General features: G+C 72.8%; 16 protein-coding genes. 9 read left to right on the top strand and 7 right to left on the bottom strand.

Features of this window, described 5'->3' with window-relative positions; translation table 11 throughout:
- Positions 1-95: 95 nt before the first annotated feature.
- The 7 genes from ABZ842_RS26985 to ABZ842_RS26955 all read right to left on the bottom strand — a co-directional run bounded on the left by ABZ842_RS26985 (position 96) and on the right by ABZ842_RS26955 (position 7094).
- A complete protein-coding gene (locus ABZ842_RS26985) occupies positions 96-1010 on the bottom strand; it encodes an MBL fold metallo-hydrolase (RefSeq protein WP_361541906.1) in 915 nt (304 codons plus the stop codon).
- Between the two features lie 128 nt (positions 1011-1138).
- Positions 1139-2410 carry an acyl-CoA thioesterase/bile acid-CoA:amino acid N-acyltransferase family protein gene (locus tag ABZ842_RS26980; RefSeq protein ID WP_361541835.1) on the bottom strand — a complete coding sequence of 424 codons (1272 nt, stop codon included), beginning with the start codon at positions 2408-2410 and terminating at the stop codon, positions 1139-1141.
- Between the two features lie 174 nt (positions 2411-2584).
- Positions 2585-3394: an APH(3'') family aminoglycoside O-phosphotransferase gene (locus tag ABZ842_RS26975; RefSeq protein ID WP_361541832.1), complete on the bottom strand. Its 810-nt coding sequence runs from the start codon at positions 3392-3394 to the stop codon at positions 2585-2587.
- A gap of 43 nt (positions 3395-3437) precedes the next feature.
- The gene (locus ABZ842_RS26970) at positions 3438-3704 is read right to left on the bottom strand and encodes a hypothetical protein (protein ID WP_361541829.1); all 267 of its coding nucleotides are present in this window, start codon (positions 3702-3704) and stop codon (positions 3438-3440) included.
- 94 nt (positions 3705-3798) lie between these two features.
- Positions 3799-4398, bottom strand: a complete 600-nt coding sequence (locus tag ABZ842_RS26965; RefSeq protein ID WP_361541903.1) for a class I SAM-dependent methyltransferase — start codon at positions 4396-4398, stop codon at positions 3799-3801.
- Between the two features lie 183 nt (positions 4399-4581).
- Positions 4582-4842, bottom strand: a complete 261-nt coding sequence (locus ABZ842_RS26960; RefSeq protein ID WP_361541826.1) for a DUF5988 family protein — start codon at positions 4840-4842, stop codon at positions 4582-4584.
- Positions 4843-5303: 461 nt separating this feature from the next.
- Positions 5304-7094 carry an AMP-dependent synthetase/ligase gene (locus ABZ842_RS26955; protein WP_361541823.1) on the bottom strand — a complete coding sequence of 597 codons (1791 nt, stop codon included), beginning with the start codon at positions 7092-7094 and terminating at the stop codon, positions 5304-5306.
- Between the two features lie 614 nt (positions 7095-7708).
- Between ABZ842_RS26955 and ABZ842_RS26950 the strand changes: the two genes are divergently transcribed.
- The 9 genes from ABZ842_RS26950 to ABZ842_RS26910 all read left to right on the top strand — a co-directional run bounded on the left by ABZ842_RS26950 (position 7709) and on the right by ABZ842_RS26910 (position 16402).
- Entirely contained in the window at positions 7709-9103 is a 1395-nt protein-coding gene (locus tag ABZ842_RS26950) for a transcriptional regulator (RefSeq protein ID WP_361541820.1), read from the top strand.
- Positions 9104-9659: 556 nt separating this feature from the next.
- A complete protein-coding gene (gene fabG / locus ABZ842_RS26945; protein ID WP_361541818.1) occupies positions 9660-10364 on the top strand; it encodes a 3-oxoacyl-ACP reductase FabG in 705 nt (234 codons plus the stop codon).
- Positions 10365-10443: 79 nt separating this feature from the next.
- Entirely contained in the window at positions 10444-11586 is a 1143-nt protein-coding gene (locus ABZ842_RS26940) for a beta-ketoacyl synthase N-terminal-like domain-containing protein (RefSeq protein WP_361541815.1), read from the top strand.
- Positions 11583-12221, top strand: coding sequence for a beta-ketoacyl synthase chain length factor (locus ABZ842_RS26935; RefSeq protein WP_361541812.1), 639 nt, complete (start codon positions 11583-11585; stop codon positions 12219-12221). The genes ABZ842_RS26940 and ABZ842_RS26935 overlap by 4 nt, the downstream gene beginning before the upstream one ends.
- Positions 12218-12733 (top strand): hypothetical protein, encoded by a 516-nt coding sequence (locus ABZ842_RS26930; RefSeq protein WP_361541809.1) that lies wholly within the window; start codon positions 12218-12220, stop codon positions 12731-12733. Before ABZ842_RS26935 ends, ABZ842_RS26930 begins: the two co-directional genes overlap by 4 nt.
- A 180-nt stretch (positions 12734-12913) precedes the next feature.
- Positions 12914-14386: a UbiD family decarboxylase gene (locus ABZ842_RS26925; RefSeq protein WP_361541806.1), complete on the top strand. Its 1473-nt coding sequence runs from the start codon at positions 12914-12916 to the stop codon at positions 14384-14386.
- A gap of 94 nt (positions 14387-14480) precedes the next feature.
- Complete coding sequence (locus ABZ842_RS26920; protein ID WP_361541803.1) at positions 14481-14972, top strand: MaoC family dehydratase N-terminal domain-containing protein; 492 nt, start codon at positions 14481-14483, stop codon at positions 14970-14972.
- On the top strand, positions 14956-15381 hold the full coding sequence (locus tag ABZ842_RS26915; RefSeq protein ID WP_361541800.1) for a MaoC/PaaZ C-terminal domain-containing protein: 426 nt from the start codon (positions 14956-14958) through the stop codon (positions 15379-15381). Before ABZ842_RS26920 ends, ABZ842_RS26915 begins: the two co-directional genes overlap by 17 nt.
- A 97-nt stretch (positions 15382-15478) precedes the next feature.
- Positions 15479-16402, top strand: coding sequence for a 3-oxoacyl-ACP synthase (locus ABZ842_RS26910; protein ID WP_361541797.1), 924 nt, complete (start codon positions 15479-15481; stop codon positions 16400-16402).
- Positions 16403-16461: the final 59 nt, after the last annotated feature.

The following is a 16461-nucleotide window of genomic DNA, read 5'->3' as shown; positions in this document are numbered from 1 at the left end:
CATGGTGATCAGGTTAGGGGGCGGGGGCCGGCGGCGGACCGGCCGAAAGTACGGGATCGGCCGCCGCCCCGCCGCTGACGGGGAGCGGTCGCGTGTCACCAGCGGACGGCCGTGAAGTCGATCGGACGGGGTTGCAGCAGTTGCGTGCGGTCCGCCAGCGCCCGCAGCCGGTGGGACATCTCGTCCGCTGCGAGCCGCCGGCGACCGCCGTGGCCCGGCAGCACCCACTCGAACCGCAGCAGCGGTGCCACCCTCGCCAGGGACGCGGCCAGTTCTTCGATGGAGTACCAGGTCACGCTCTCGGCCACGGCCAGGTCGTCGGTCGTGCGCGACCAGTAGAAGCTGTCGCCGCTGAAGCAGTACCGGTCGTCGGCGAGGTACAGGACGCTGCCTTCGGTGTGGCCGGGCAGCGGATGGACGGTGACCCCTTCAGCGATCTCCTGGGGCTCGGTGCCGTGGACGACGCGGTCGGCGTCCGGCACGGCGTCGAGGTCGCCCACGTGGATCCACAGCCGGGCGTCGAAGTGGTCGGCGTAACGACGGCCGTGGGCCACGTGGTCGCGGTGGGTCAGCAGCACGTCGGTGACCGGGCCGGCGGTTGCGTACCGCTCGGCGAGCGCCCGGCTCCACCGCGGGGTGTCGACCATCATCTGCGTGCCGCCCGGGCGCCGGAGCAGATACGCGTTGGCGCCCGCGGTCCGCGGGGAGTTGTGCCCGCACAGCAGCACGGCGTCGTCCAGGGCGAGCGGGAAGGGGTCGTGCGCCGGGTCCAGCCGGCCGGAGCCGGGGTGGATGGAGCGGGTGTGGCAGGCGAAGGCGGCGGCGTGCAGGAGCCGGGTCTCGGCCTCGTCCACCGGTGGACGACGCACCCGGGACTTACCGTCGACTTCGACGAGCACCTCAGGGGCGAGCTGTCGGGCGACGTCACAGTTGGTACAGCGGTCGTCCACGTACCAGCCGTCCGCGCCGTCCTGGCTGTCCCCGCCGTCCCGGTCGGCCCAATCATCCATGGGGTCGATGGGGTTCGTGGGGTTCATGGGGGTCTCCTCACGAGCGGTGGGCGCCCCCGAGCGGGACGCCCAGCCACCCATACCCCACGTTCGACGGCCGGCGGTAGCCCCCGACGGCCCGTCCGCCCTCAGCTCCGGAGCACTTGGAGCACCTGTGCCCAACTGTCGGAGCGCGCGTGCTCGTTCGCGACCCGGGTGCCGCCCATGTCGATCGCGGCGCCGTGCACCGGGTGCTTGAAACGAAGGCCCGTCGGGCGGTACGGCGGCATGCCGAAGGAGTGTCCGGCGTCGTCGTAGGTCAGGGCCCGGTGCTGCTGGCCCGACGCACCGCGCTGCTCGGCGATCCGCTTCGCGGAGTCCTTCGCCGGCCACAGTCCGTCCTTCCCGCCCCCGACGGCGAGCACCGTGCCACGCACCCGGTCGAGGGGTATGCCCGTGTGCTCGATCGCCTTGCCGTCCTTCGTCCAGGCCGGATCGCGCCCGATGGGGAAGCCGGGGTTGGTGTTCTCGCTCGGTGCGAAGAGGACGACGTGGTGGACCAGGTCCGGGTGGTACTGGCCGAGGAGCTGCGCGGCCTCGCTGCCGCGCGAGGTGCCGACGACGGTCGGTCGCTGCCCCGGGGCGCCGGCTTCCCGGTGCAGCAGGCGGGCCGCGGAGGCGAAGTAGTCCAGTTCGATCCGCCCCAGGTTCTCCGGGCGCTCGGCGCAGCCGAAGTAGCACAGGGCGAGCACAGGGTGTCCGCGGGAGGCCCACAGGGCGGCGGAGTACGGGTCGCTGACGCCGCCTTCCGAGCCGCCGAGGTTCAGTACGGGCGGGCGGCGCTCCGTCCCGGCCGCCGGCAGGTACAGCGTGCCGACCACCCCGTCCTTGGCGGCGGTCAGCGTCCGGTGGGTCACACCCTCGTTCAGCCAGGTGCGGATCAGCCGCTCGGACGCGACCTGCTCCCCGTCGGTCTCGACGGCCAGGTGCACCTCGTACGAGGACTGGCCCACGGGCCATCTGGGGGCGAAGAACGAGTCGTCGGGCTTGCCCTTCGCGGGCTCCATCGACCAGAACAGGCCCATGCCGTCGGCCTTCTCGTACGTGCCCGAGCTCGGCCGGGCGCGGTTCAGGTCCACCGTCCCCTTCTTGTCCGCTGCGAACTCGGCCCGCCCGGTCCACCTCATCCCGTCGAAGTCGGTGGCCTGCGAGGTGACCTCCACCTTCTGGCCCGCGTCCAGGCCGGTGACCTGGATCCGCACGGGCTCGTCGGCCAGGGCCTCGCGCTTGTCGACCTTCAGCTGCACGTCGCTGTTGTCCCGGTCGCTGTTCCGGTCGCCTCCGCTGCTGCACCCGACGGCGAGCAGCAGCGCGAGTCCGACGGCGGTTGCAGCAGCCGTACGCGTTCTTCCTGTCGTCATCCGTATCCCCCGGTGATCGTCGTGCTGTCCGCTGTTCTGCGTTCCCCACGCCAGCGTGCTCGACGGCGACGACGAGTTCATGGGCCGGCCCCGGCAACGTCCGACCCGGGGAGACTGCCGCACGCCGGTGACTTTCGGGAACGTCCGCGGCGGACGCCTTGTCGTGGGGCGCGGTCAGCCCCAGGTCAGAGGGTCGAGGTGGAGGTAGAAGCGCTGCCGTTCGGGGTCGAGAGCGATGCCGTACTGCTCGGCGAACGCCTCGTCGGCGGCCTGCGCCCGGCGCTCGTTCGGCCAGGTCTCCCGGGAGTTGGCGAGCAGGAGGGAGATGTCGGCGTACGGATCGGCCCGGCCGAGGCGACCGAGGTCGATGAAGCCCGACACGCGCAGGGTCTCGGGGTCGAGGACGATGTTGGGCAGGCACAGGTCGCCGTGGCACACGACGGCGTCGACGGCTTCCTGGGCGAGGCGCCGCTCCAGTTGGGGTGCGAGTCGGTCGAGCAGGTCCGTACCGGGGGTGTCCCGCTGTTCCTGCGGGAGGAAGTCGGGGTTGACGGCGCCGCGGGCGACGACGTCGCGGGCGGTGGCGAACATACCGGTCAGGTCGCGGGCGAAGGGGCAGTGCGCCACGGGCAGGTCGTGCAGCTGGCGTACGGATTCGGCGATCGACCGCCAGGCCGACCACAGGTCCTCGGCCGGGACCCGGTCGGCGGGTACGCCCTGGACGGCGCTGGTCACCAGCGCCGCCGCGGTCCCGCCCGTGCGCCAGTCGAGCACGCGCGGCCCGGGGACGCCCTGTTCGGAAAGCCAGGCGACGCGGTCCCGCTCGGCCTCCAACACGGTCGCGTCGGAGGCGGGTACGCACTTGGCGTACCGTGCGCCGTCGAGGGAGCGCAGGACGACGGCTCCGGACTCACCGCCCGTCACGGGCTCCCAGCCCTCGCCGGGCTCCAGCAACTCCTCTACCAGTTCGGCAGAATCGATCATGGGTGCAGCCTAACCGGCCGGGCCGGCGGGCCGGCGGGGCCTATCAGGGGACGTCGCCGGCCCAGTCCCATCGACCGGGGCAACCCGGGCGGGGCCGGTACAGGGTCCGGCCGCCCGCTCCGTACCGGCCTATCTCCGTGGTCAGCGCGGCGCCGGTCGCGCGCTGGGCCGGCGTCCAGCCCGTGACGTCCAGCAGCAGGCCGTCCAGCGGCCCGGCGACCAACTGGGCGTAGTCACGGCCGGGTCGGGGGCCGGGGCGGTCGTGGTCGGCGCCGTACACCCTGCCCCGCATGAAGCTCTCCGCATCCATGCCACCAGGCTGGCATCCGCCACTGACAACGCCGGGGAACGCCGCGGGACGCCGCCGCCCGCGACGTGCTGCGTCAGGTCCGTTCGCAGACGCGTCAGGTCCGTTCGCAGAGGAGGAAGAGGTGGGGTTCGGCCGGCGAGTTCGGGTCCGGGAGCTCCAACGCGGCCCGGTGCGACCAGCGGACCGTGAAGCCCGCCCCGGTCACCACCGCGGTGAAGGCTTCGGCGTCGAAGCTGGTGACCCGCACCGGCTGTCCCATGAAGTCGACGGCGACGTCCTCGACGTCCAGCGGCACGGTGGCGATGGCCAGCCGTCCGCCGGGGACGAGGGCCCGGGCGATCCGGTGGATCAGCCGCACCTGCTCGTCGCGGGACATCTGGAGGAGGGAGAAGTACACGCACACGGCGTCGTAGGAGCCGTCGGCGAGGTCGAGGGTGCGCACGTCGGCGCGGGCGAAGGAGCCGCCCGGCACCTGGCGGGTGGCCAGGTCCACCATGACGGGTGAGACGTCGACGCCCAGGACCCGGTGGCCGGCGTCGACGAGGGTCCGTGCGGTCGGTCGTCCCGTGCCGCACCCCACGTCGAGGACGCGGCTGCCAGGGGCCAACTCGGCCAGGAGGCGGCGCAGGGACTCGTGGTGCGCCGGGGAGTGGGCGAAGGCGCGCTCGTAGTCGGCGCCCAGGGCGTCGAACACCTCGGCCGGGCCCGCGGCGCGTTGGACGGGGCCGTTGTCGTCGTGATCGTCCCCGTCGGCGAGCGGTGCGTTCACGCGGCACTCCTCGACCGGTTCGGTCCGCGGCTGCGCAACTCGGTCATGGGACCCACCTCCTGGGCCCAGGTATACCCCGCGGCAGGGCCGGGCAGGGCACCCTCGGCCTCACTCGGCGATTTTCGTGGCCCGCTCCCAGACAAAGACCTTCAGCGACGCCCCGTCGCGCTGTTCGTGCTCGGCGGTGGGGGCGAAGTGCTGGTAGCCGTTGCGCCAGAGCAGTTTGAGGTTCTCGTCCGGCCTCGGCACGTACCGCACGCGCTGCTGCTCGGGCAGGTGGGAGGGGCCGCCCCGCAGCACGGCGTTCGGCTCCACGGCGGTGGTCGTGCCACGGTCGGCCTCGACGGTGTTCCGATCGACGATGCCCATCTGGAATGCTTCCCCTCTCAGAGAGTCGTCCGCGAGTTGTTCGCAACAGGAAGTCGGCCGCCCGGGAACAGTAAGGTCCGTTCCGGGCGGGCGACACCCCTACGAACACCCCTAAGTACGCGCACCCTTACCTGCACCGACGATCAGGGGTGGCAGGTGCGCCAACCGGGAGGGGCTCTTCGGCCACGCCGCCCGCCGGCCTCTCTTCACGTCCTCACGGACAGTGAGGGGAACGGGCCGCGCAATACCATCCGATGGCGAACGGAACCTTAACACCGGGTGCCCGCGGAGAATGGAACGGTGCTTTCTCAAAGCCCGTCCGGCGGTCCTTCGATAATCGCGGTTCCGGGTCCACGGGCCCGTCGACACCGCACAGGGTAAAGAATGAACAAAACCCCGCCCGCGCCCCTCGGCGGGAGCGGTGCGGGGTTGTTCGCCGTCGACGGCGGGCCGGTGGCGGTTCAGGGTTCGTAGATGGTCTCGATTTCCTCGGTGAAATCCTTCAGCACCACTGATCGCTTCAGTTTCAGCGACGGAGTCAGATGCCCCGACGTCTCCGTGAACTGGGTGTCGAGGATGCGGAACTTGCGCACCGCCTCCGCCTGCGAGACGGCCGCGTTCCCCTCGTCGACGGCGCGTTGGATCTCGGCAACCAGATCGGGGTCACGGCGCAGTTGGGCCGGGGACGCCCCGTCCTTGCCCTGCTGGCTGGCCCAGCGCGGCAGGAACTCCTCGTCGATCGTCACCAGCGCCCCGATGAAGGGCTTTCCGTCGCCGACCACCATGCACTCGGCGACCAGCGCATGGGCCCGGATGCGGTCCTCGATGACCGCAGGGGCGACGTTCTTGCCGCCGGCGGTGACGATGATCTCCTTCTTCCGGCCGGTGATGCGCAGGTATCCGTCCTCGTCCAGGGCCCCGATGTCACCGGTGTGGAACCAGCCGTCGGTGAAGACGGCCGCGGTCGCCTCGTCGTTGTTCCAGTAGCCCGTGAACAGGTGCTCGCCGCTGAGCAGCACCTCGCCGTCCTCCCCGATGCGCACCCCGGTGGCGGGCAGCGGCAGGCCCACGGTGCCGATCTTCTGGCGGTCCCACGGATTGAGGGTGGTCGCGGCGCAGGACTCCGCGAGCCCGTAGCCCTCCAGCACGGTGAAGCCGAGCCCCCGGTAGAAGTGCCCGAGGCGCTCGCCCAGGGGCGCTCCGCCGGAGATCGCGTGGCGGGCGCGTCCGCCGAGCACCGCGCGCAGCTTGCCGTAGACGAGCCGGTCGAAGAGCTTGTGGCGCAGTCGCAGCCCGAAGGAGGGCCCGGACGGCTCCTCCAGGGCCCTGCTGTAGGCGATGGCGGTGTCCACGGCCTGGTCGAAGATCTTCCCCTTGCCGCCGGCGCGCGCCTGGGCCCGGGCGGTGTTGTACACCTTCTCGAAGACACGGGGCACGCCGAGCAGGAAGGTGGGGCGGAAGGAGGCCAGCTCCTCGGTGACGTTCTTCACGTCGCTGACGTGGCCCAGCTTGATCGGGGCCATCAGGGCGCCGACTTCGACGACCCGGCCGAGCACGTGGGCCAGCGGGAGGAAGAGCAGTATGGAGGAGTCCTCGGCGAAGATGGGCTTCATCCGGGCGATGGTGTTGCCGCATTCGGCGAGGAAGTTGCGGTGGGTCAGCTTGCAGCCCTTGGGGCGGCCGGTGGTGCCCGAGGTGTAGACGATGGTGGCCAGGGAGTCCGCCTGCGCGCTGGCGCCGCGCTGCGTCACCTCGTCGTCCGTCACCCCGACGCCGCTCCCGGTCAGCTCCTCGATCGCGCCGGCGTCGATCTGCCACACGTGTCGCAACTCGGCGAGTCGCTCGCGCACCTGGTCGACGACCGCCTGGTGGGCCGGGGTCTCCACGATGCAGGCGACCGCGCCGGAGTCGCCGAGGACCCATTCGACCTGCTCGGCGGAGGAGGTCTCGTAGACGGGTACGGAGACGGCGCCGGCGCTCCAGATCGCGAAGTCCAGCAGGGTCCACTCGTAGCGGGTGCGGGACATCAGCGCGACGCGGTCGCCGGGCTGCACCCCGGCGGCGATCAGGCCCTTCGCCGTCGAGCGGACCTCGGCGAGGAAGGCGGTGGCGGTGACGTCGAGCCACTGGCCCGACACCTTGCGGGCGAGTACGACGCGGTCCGGTAACTCGACGGCGTTACGGACGATGAGATCCGTCATGTTGCCGTCCGCGGGAACGTCGTACAGGGCCGGAACGCTTGACTCTCGCAAGACTGTTCCTCCTCGTCGGTGCCGGCTTCAGTGCCGGCTTCGGTGCCGGTGGGAGAGCCTGCTGGGAGTGCGTCGGAAGGCGGGCCGGACGGCTGGAACGCCATCGGCCACCGACCGGACGCTACCAGTGGGTAGGGGAGACGGTACAGAGGTCGGACGGGGTGGACTTTTCCCGAGGACGCAATATCTTTCGTGTGTCATGAAGGGTATATCGGAGTCCACTGTGCGGAGTGTGACTCCCCGGACGATCCGTCATGATGAACCCCCGTTCCACACTGGCGGGTTGGGGGCGATCAATTCGGTGTACCGGAAGGGCCAAGGGCGTCCCTTCCCTCGTTCGGAAGGCACCCTGGCCGCAGTCCGCCTTCCGTCGCGCCGCAAAGGATCTCCACCGGATACGGCACCGGCCCCAACGGGGAATTTAAGATTCCCCAAAGCGCAGCACGGCAGCGAAAAGGACGACGAAAGTCGTTTCCCAGCGAGACGCTGCGGAATCAGCAGGTCCGCATCGCTCCCGTACCGCCTGCGCGCCGGGTTCGCCCGCCCGGCGCGGCTGTCATCGCCCCCGCTTCGCCCCGCCCGTCCCACTCGGCACACGAGAGGCGCTCACGTCCATGCGCAGCGACACGAAGAGTTCCGCCGCCCCCGTCGTCCCCGGCCGCCACCGCCACCCCCTGGCTGCGCTGCGGTCCCAGGCCGGCTTCACCCATGGGGAGTACGCACGTCTGATCGCCCGAACGCACGCAGAGCTCGGCTTCGGCCACATGGCCGCCCGGCGCGAGAAGGTCTCCCGGTGGGAGTCCAGCCGCGCGGTGCCCGAGCGCACCGCCCAACTCGCCATCGCCCACATCCACGCCGTGCCCGAGGAGGAGGTCTTACGACTGGACTGGCCCGATTGGCTACACCTGGCCAACGGCGACGCACGCCAACTGGAGTTACCGTGGACGCGTTCGGCGGTGCCGGAGGCGATCCTCGACGCCGTGGCCGAACGGCGCCAACCCCAGCAGGAGTACCTGATGGCGACGGGTTGGGCCGCGAGGTCGCTGGTGGAGTCCTGGTTGGACGCCGTCGCCGAAGAGGTCGCGAAGGCGCCCGCGGACCCGCCGAGGTCGCCCGTCGGACTGCTGCGCGGGCCGGGCGATGCCCACGCGACCGGCTCCCTGCTGGAAGCCTGCACCCGGCTGCGCACCCTGCACCGCTTCGCGCGCAAGTTCACCGCCAGTTGGCTGGTGCCCGCCAGCGAGCTGGAGCTGCGGCACCTGGCCGACCACTTCCTCGCCGAGCCGGCGGCGCTGAACACCAGCCGGGAGGTGCTGGTACTGGCGGCGGAGGGGCTGTCGGTGTGCGGTTTCATCGCCCGTCTGCAGGGCGAGCACGTCAGCGCCCAGCGGTACTACGTGGCAGCGCTGCGCTGCGCCACCGCAGCGGCCGATCCGGAGGTGGCCGCGGCCATCGTGACCCTGCACGCCGGGCAGTACCTCGACCTGGAGCTCCACGAGGAGGCCGCCGCGCTGCTGGAGTCCGTGTGGAAGTTGCTGTACGGGCAGCGGGTGACGATCACGGATCCCGCCCTGGAAGCGCTGTTGCACGCCCAGTCGGCGCGGGTCCACGCACAGCGCGGGGACGACCTGGGGCGCCGGCGCGCCCTGGCCGCGGGCCGGCGGGCGATGGCGACGGGCACCGCGCGCGCCGGGCTGCCGATCCTGCCGATCCGCTGCGAGGGGTGGATCAACTGCATGGACGCGGTGTCCCTGTTGGACATGAAGCAGCCGGACCGGGCGATCAAGCACTTCGACCCCGTGCTGTCGCAGCAGCGCCCGCTGCTGCACCTGCCGCCGTCCGTACGCGCGATGTACCTGCTGCGGGCGGCCGAGGCGCAGGTGGCGCTGGGGGACGTCGACGCGGGGGCGGATTCGGCGGAGAAGGCGACGGCGCTGCTGGGCGGGGTCCAGGCGGCGGCGGCCGAGCGGGTGCGCATCGCGCTGCGCGCCGCGACCGGCACGGTGTGAGGACGGGCGGAACGCCGGGGGCAGGGCGGCTCCCCCGGCGCCGCTCTCGGTGCGTCGCGGCGCCCGCGGCTGTCTTGGCAGGCGCGCTTGCGCCGTGCGGCGTGCTGCGGTGTCGCGTCTGCGGCCCGTCTGTGGTTGTTCGCGCAGTTCCCCGCGCCCCTGAAAGACTCGGGCCGCAGGCGAGCGACGGGGGAAGCACAACAGGTGGCGCTGGGGGTCCCCCCAGGCCCTCTGGGGCCGAGGGGGCGGAACTGCGCGACAAGCCCACCACCGGGCCGCAGAGACCAACGCACCCTGCAGGGAATCGGCGGCTACGTCTGGGGCCGGGGCGGCGGTGTGCCTCTGGTGTGTCCCGGGGCGGGCGTGCGGGGTGAGGCACGCCTGAGGCACAGGGCGGTCCGTGGCGTTCTTGCGCTCCCTGCGGTGTGATGCAAGAGCTCGCCACCACGGCACGACAGGCCGCGACACCGGGGCTCGACGGACACGCCCCAAGCGCGGCGCTGCGACGTCGCGGGCGATGCGGCGGACTTCCACGACCTTCAGGCAGGAGATTGCCATGAGCCGTTCCGTCCTGGTGACCGGGGGGAACCGCGGCATCGGCCTGGCGGTGGCCCGACGGCTGAGCGCGGGCGGCGACCGGGTGGCCGTGACGTACCGGTCCGGTCCCCGGCCCGCGGGGCTGTACTCCGTGGCGTGCGACGTCGCCGACCCACACGCCGTGGACGGCGCGTTCGACGAGGTCGAGGCGGCGCACGGCCCGGTGGAGGTGGTGGTGGCGAGCGCCGGGGTGACCCGGGACAAGCTGGTGGTGCGGATGGACGAGCAGGACTTCACCTCGGTGATCGACACCAATCTCACCGGTACCTACCGGGTGGTGCGCAGGGCCGCCCGGCACCTGATGGGCACCGGCCGCGGACGGGTGGTGATCATCTCTTCGACGGCGGCCCTCAGCGGGGTGTCGGGGCAGGTCAACTACGCCGCGTCGAAGGCGGGCCTGATCGGCTTGGCCCGTTCCCTCGCCCGGGAGTTGGCGCCGCGCGGCGTCACGGTCAACGTGGTCGCGCCCGGGCTGACGGACACGGCGATGAGCGCGGCGCTCTCGCCGCGGCAGCGGGACCGGATCGTCGGTCAGGTCCCGCTCGGCCGGATGGCGGAGCCGGACGAGGTGGCGGCTGCGGTCGAGTTCCTCGCCTCCCCCGCCGCGTCGTACATCACCGGGGCGATCGTCCCGGTGGACGGCGGCATGGGCATGGGGCACTGAAGTGCCCGGGGTACGGGGCACGGGCGAGCTGCGCGCAGGGAACGTACGCACGGTCCACACCGACGCGGGGAGGCGGGCGATGAACGCGGAAGGCAGGGCCGGCGGCCGGGCGGTCGTCGTCACCGGGCTGGCGGTCACCACCGGATACGGGCGGGGGGTCGAGGCGCTCGGCGCCGGCGTCTACTCGGGCACTCCGGCGTTCACCCGGGTGACCCGGTTCGACACCAGCCGCTACCGGGTCGGGGTGGCCGCCCAGGGCGCCGCCGAGCTGGACTTGGAAACCGAGTTGACGGAGTTGACGGAGCGGGCGTGCGAGCAGGCCGGGCTGTCGTCGACGGAGCGGGCGTCGGCCCTCGTGATCGCGGCGCGGCACGCGGACCCGGTGGTGTCCCGGCTGCCGCGGGCACAGCAGGAGCCGCACCCGATCGGCGACACCGCGCAGCGGGTGGCGCGCGCCTGCGGCCTCGGGGAGGCGGGGCGTACGTACATCAACGCGTGCGTCGCGGCGAGCGCGGCGATCGCCGAGGGGGCGGCGCTGATCTCCTCGGGGCGGCGGGAGCGGGTGGTGGTGGTCGCCGGCCACCTGGTGGACGCGGAGTCCTTCACCACCTTCGACGCGGGCAGGGCGCTGGCGGCCGACGGTCGGTTGCGGTCGTTCAGCGCGGGCCGCAAGGGGCTGCTGTTGGGTGACGGGGCCGGCGCGGTGGTGCTGGAGGCGGCCGGGTGCCGGGCGGGGATGGAACCGCTGGCGCGGGTGACGGGATGGGGCATGGCGGGCGACGCCCACCACGTGTGCCAACCGCACCCGCAGGGCCTCGGGATGGCCCGGTCGATCGCGCTGGCGCTGCGCAAGGCGCGGCTGCGGCCCCGGGACCTCGACTACGTCAATGCGCACGGCACCGGGACGCCGTACAACGACGCGGCGGAGACCGCGGGGATGCACCGGGCGTTCGGCGCGTACGCGGAGCGGATCCCGGTGAGCTCGACCAAGTCGATGCACGGGCACGCGCTCCAGGCGGCGGGCGTGGTGGAGTTCGCCGTCTGCGTGCTGGCGCTGCGCTCGGGACTGCTGCCGATCAACTCCGGCTACCTCGGGCCCGATCCGCAGTGCCGGCTGGACCTGGTGCTCACCCGGCCGCGCAAGCGCGAGGCGCGCCACGTGCTCAGTCTGAACTCGGCCTTCGGCGGCGCCAACACGGCGTTGGTGGTGAGTGCGGCATGACGACGAGCCTCGTACGGCTGGTGACGCTGGGGCGCGCGGTGTGGCCGGTGCCGGGGGACGCCGACCGTCCGCCGAACCTGCCGGGGTTCACCGCTTCGCCCTTCGGCCCCCTCGTCGCCGAGGTCGCCGACCGCTGTCTGAGCGCGGTCTTCGGCCAGCCGCCCGCGCCGCCGCGGCGCGCCGGCGGGACTGCGCTGGTGATGGTGTCGCGCTGGGGTGACATGGCCACCGAGGCAGCGGTGACGGGGGCGGTCGACGCCGGGAGGAAGGCGTCACCGCTGCTGTTCTACCAGTCGGTGCCGAGCGCGGTGCTCGGTGTGGTCGCCGCGCGCTGGGGCCTTGCGGGGCCGGTGATCTGCATCAGCCCGGCCGGCGATCCGGCCGCCGAGGGCAGGGAGCTGGCCGAGTTGCTGATCGAGGACGGGTCCGCCGACGACGTGCTGGTGGTGTGGGTGGAGCTGGCCATCCGGGGCGATCGGCCCGACCGGGCCGAGGCGGTGCTCATGAGCGTCGACGGCGGCCCGCTCGGGCTCGACTCGGGCCGGGCCCGCGCCGGCGAGGGGGGCGCGTACGACATAGACGACGGGAACGGCGCGTACGACGGGGACGACGGAGACGACGGGGAGGGACCGTGACGCACGACGTCGGGAAGGGCCCGGACTTTCCGCTCGCCGCCGAGATCGCAGTGCTGCGGCAGTCCTGGTGGCTGCACGACGCCCGCTGGTACCAGGCGGTGCGGGCCCGCTTCGGGGCCGAGGTCGCCAACGAGCTGAACGCGGAGGTGATGAGGTTCGTCGCCCGGCGCGTCGCCTGGCAGTACGGCCGGCGCCATCCGCTGCCCGCCGGCAGCGGCCCGCGGGAGGTGGCCGCCGTGCTCCAGGCGCTGGCCCGGCTGATGTTCTCCCGGGCCATGGTGCGCCTGGACGTCACCGGGTTCGCGGCGGACGGCAGTTGGGACACCGTGGTCCGCGAGCACTTCGCCCTGAAGATGCTCGCGGCCAGCCGCTCGCTGGCCGAGTACCGGTGTCCGTGCCTGGAGTTGCGCGCCGGCTGGTTCGAGGGCATCGGGGTGAAGGCCGACGACGAGGTCGTCAGCTGCATGCGCGACGGGGCCGAGGTCTGTCGGTTCCGCGCCTGTCTGAAGTGAGCCGCACGACCCTGTCCGGTGCGCCGGGCGGGGGCACTGAGGCGGTTCGGATCGGGGCTGGCGACGTCGAGGGAGGACGCAGGTGTCGAAGGTGCGACGGGCCGCGGCGCCCACTGGAGCCGCAGACGTGGTGCACAAGGAGACCGAGGCCCCGCGGGCCCGGACGGAAGGAGCGTCGTGATGGCCCACCTCGTCGACACGCGCCAGTACCTCGATGCGCTCGCCGCCATCGGGGACCTCAAGACCGTGGACCGGCCCGTCAGCGCTGATCTGGAGGCGGCGGCCCACACCCGGCGCTCCTACGAACTGCGCGCACCCGCACCGCTGTTCACCCGCGTCGTGGAGGACCGGATCGGGATGCGGCTGCTGGGCGCGCCCGCGGGGGTCAGCTCGCGCCCCGACATGCCGCTGGCCCGGCTCGCCCTCTCGGTGGGACTGTCGCCCGATGCGGACGCTGCGAGCCTGGTGGACCACCTGGTGCGCACCCGTGACGCGGCGCCCGTGCCGCCGAAGGAGGTGGCGCGCCGGCACGCCCCCTGCAAGCAGCACGTACTGCTCGGACCCGAGGCCCGGCTGGACCGCTTCGCGATCCCCCGCATCCACGAACAGGACGGCGGGCGCTACCTCAACACCTGGGGCGTGATCGTCGCCAAGACGCCCGACGGCGCGTGGACCAACTGGTCCATCACCCGGATCATGATGCTCGACGCGCAGCGGATGACCGGTCTGGTGATGCCTCCGCAACACCTCGGTCTGGTGTGGCAGGCGTGGGCCGAGCGGGGCGAGCCGATGCCGTACGCCCTGGTGCAGGGCGGGGCGCCGGCGATCCCGGTGGTCGGGGGCATCCCGCTGCCGCGGGGCGTGGACGAGGTCGGCTACATCGGTGCGCTGCTCGGCGAGCCGGTGGAGGTGGTCCGCTGCGAGACCGTGGACCTGGAGGTGCCGGCGCACGCCGAAGTGGTCGTCGAAGGGCACCTGTCGGTGGGGCGCGACAGCGTGGAGGGGCCGTTCGGCGAGTACGCCGGGTACGCCTCCACCCACACCTCGCCGCAGCCGGTGTTCTCCGTGTCGGCGATCACCCACCGCTCCGCGCCGATCTGGCCGCTGGTCGCCGAGGGTCGGCCGCCGGACGAGTACCACACGGTCACCGGGACGGGTCGGGCGGCGAACGTGCTGTACGCCCTGCGGGCCGCGGGCCTGCCGATCACCACGGTGTGGATGCCGTTCGCCGCGGCCATGCACTGGACGGTGGTGACCGTGCCCGACACCTGGCGCGCCGTACTGCCGGGGGTGGACTCCGCGGAGTTCGTCAGGCGGATCGGCGAGGTGATCCACAACAGCGGTGGCCCCAGCGCGATGATGCCGGCCACCTTCGTCCTCGACGACGACGTGGACCCGTCGAACGAGGCGGATCTGACGTGGGCGCTGGCGACCCGGCTGCACCCGCGCGAGCGGCGCGCGTCGTGGGACGGCGTGGTGTTGCCGTTCATGGCCTGCTACTCGACCGAGGAGCGCGCGGCGATGCGCGGCCCGAGCGTGGTCCACGACGGTCTGCTGCCCGCCTGGGGCGAGGGCCGGCTCCAGCACAGTTCCTTCGCCCAGGCGTACCCGGCCGACGTGCGGCGCAGCGTCGTCGACCACTGGGACGACTGAGCGAGACCGCACGGCCGACTGATCGAGCGGCCGACGGCGCGCGGGATCCGCGGGCGTCGGCGCCCTTCGACACGAGACGTATGGATGGAGCGACATGGGCCTGGACCCGCAGTGCGTCGGCACGACGTACCCGCCCGCCGCGCCGTACCTGGTGGAGGCGGGCGCCCTCCGGCGGTTCGCCGAGGCGGTGGGGGACGCGGACGCGGGGGACGAGGCGGTGGAGGACGTGGCGGTGGGCGGCGCGCAGAGCCCGCGCCGCCGGGAGGTCCCCGCGCCGCCGACGTTCCCCTTCGTGGTGGTGATGCGCGCGATGCGGGAGGTGTTCCGGTACGAGGACGTCGGCTTCGATCCGACGTACCTGGTCCACGGCAGCCAGCGCTTCGAGTACGTCCGCCCCGTGCGGGCCGGCGACCGGCTGGTCACCACCTTGGAGATCACCGGGGCGCAGACGCTGCGCGGCCGGGACGTGTTGAGCCTGCGCGGCGAGGTGTGCGACACCGGCGGCGCACCGGTGGTCACCACCCACATGACGTTCGTGTCCCTGACCGCGGTCGAAGGCGGTGGACCCGATGACGACCGGTCTTGAGGACGTCCGCGCGGGCACCGAGCTCCCGGTGCGCACGGTCACCCTCACCCGGGGCGACCTGGTGCGGTACGCGGGGGCCGCCGAGGACTTCAACCCGGTGCACTGGAACGCGCGGGTGGCGCGCGAGGCCGGGCTGCCCGACGTCGTCGCCCACGGCATGTTGACGCTGGCGGTGGCGGCGGGGGCGGTGACCGCGTGGGCGGGGGACGGCGGCGCCGTCGTGGAGTTGCGCACCCGGTTCAGCCGACCGGTGGCGGTGCCGGACGACGGGCGCGGTGCGCGCGTCGAGGTCCGCGGTCGGGTTGCGGAGCGCGGCGACGACGGCCGGGTCCGCGTCGATCTGACGGTGACCTGCGACGGCGTTCGGGTGCTCGCGGAGGCGCGGGCGGTCGTCCGTCTGCCGCCGTGACGCACCGCGGCCCGCCCCGACGGCCGCCCGTCAACGACCGCTGACCGACGACCACCGACCTCCGACCACCACGGCACTCGAAGGGACAACCGGACGGATGAACACCTCCCCCGTCTTCCTCCTCGCGCCCCGCTATGTGCTCGGTGAGGTCGAGGAGCCCTACACCGCCGTCGACGACCTGCCGGGGCGCGTGGCGCAGTACGGCATCCCGTTGGCCCCCGACACCTGGGGCTGGGGCAGCTTCTTCCGCACCGGGCGCAGCACGGTGGACCTGGCCGTCGACAGCGGGGCGGCGACGCTGACGGCGGTCGGGGTGCCGCCGTCGACGGTGGACGGGCTGGTCGTATGCACCAGTGCGGTCCCCGGCTCGGTCGACGACCACGCCGCCTTCCTCGGCGCGATCGTGCGGGGACTGGGGCTTTCGGGGGTGTCGTTCGCCTGCGGGGTGACGCTCAACCGGTGCAACAACCTGCTCGCGGCCCTGCACTTGGCCCGGCCGCTGGTCGCCTGCGGCGCACACCGCAGGGTGTTGGTGGTCACCGCTGACCGGATCGTCGACGAGGCCGTACGGCTGGAGAAGTTCGCCCTGTTCAGCGATGGTGCCGCGAGTTGTCTGCTGACCGCGGTCCAGGGGCCGGGCGCCTTCGCGGTGCTGGCCACCGCCGCCGCGCAGGACGCCGGCGCGCTGGGCGGCGAGGACCAGATCGACCCCCGTCTGGCCGTCGCTGTCAACGGGGAGTTGGAGCGCGTCACCGGCGTCTCCCCGGAGAAGGTGACGGCGGTGCTCCCGGCCAACTTGGTGCGTCCGCTGCTGACTCTCAAGGAGCGGCAGGCCGGCTTCAGGGCCGAGCAGGTGCGCACCGACAACGTGGCGCGCGTGGGCCACTGCTTCGCCGCCGACCCGCTCGTCAACCTGGCCGACCTCGTCGCCGCGGGCGGGGCGCGGCCCGACGGGCTGTATCTGCTGGCCTCCAGCGTTCCGGGCGCCCGGCACGGCGTCCTGCTGCGCAAGCTCACCTGACGCGAGGAGAGGTGTCGGACGATGGTAGGGATCGGGAAGGGCCGTGACGTCACGAGGGC

Source organism: Streptomyces sp. NPDC047315 (genome assembly GCF_040643215.1).
Taxonomy (GTDB): Bacteria; Actinomycetota; Actinomycetes; order Streptomycetales; family Streptomycetaceae; genus Streptomyces.
This window is presented reverse-complemented; position numbering and strand designations above follow the sequence as displayed.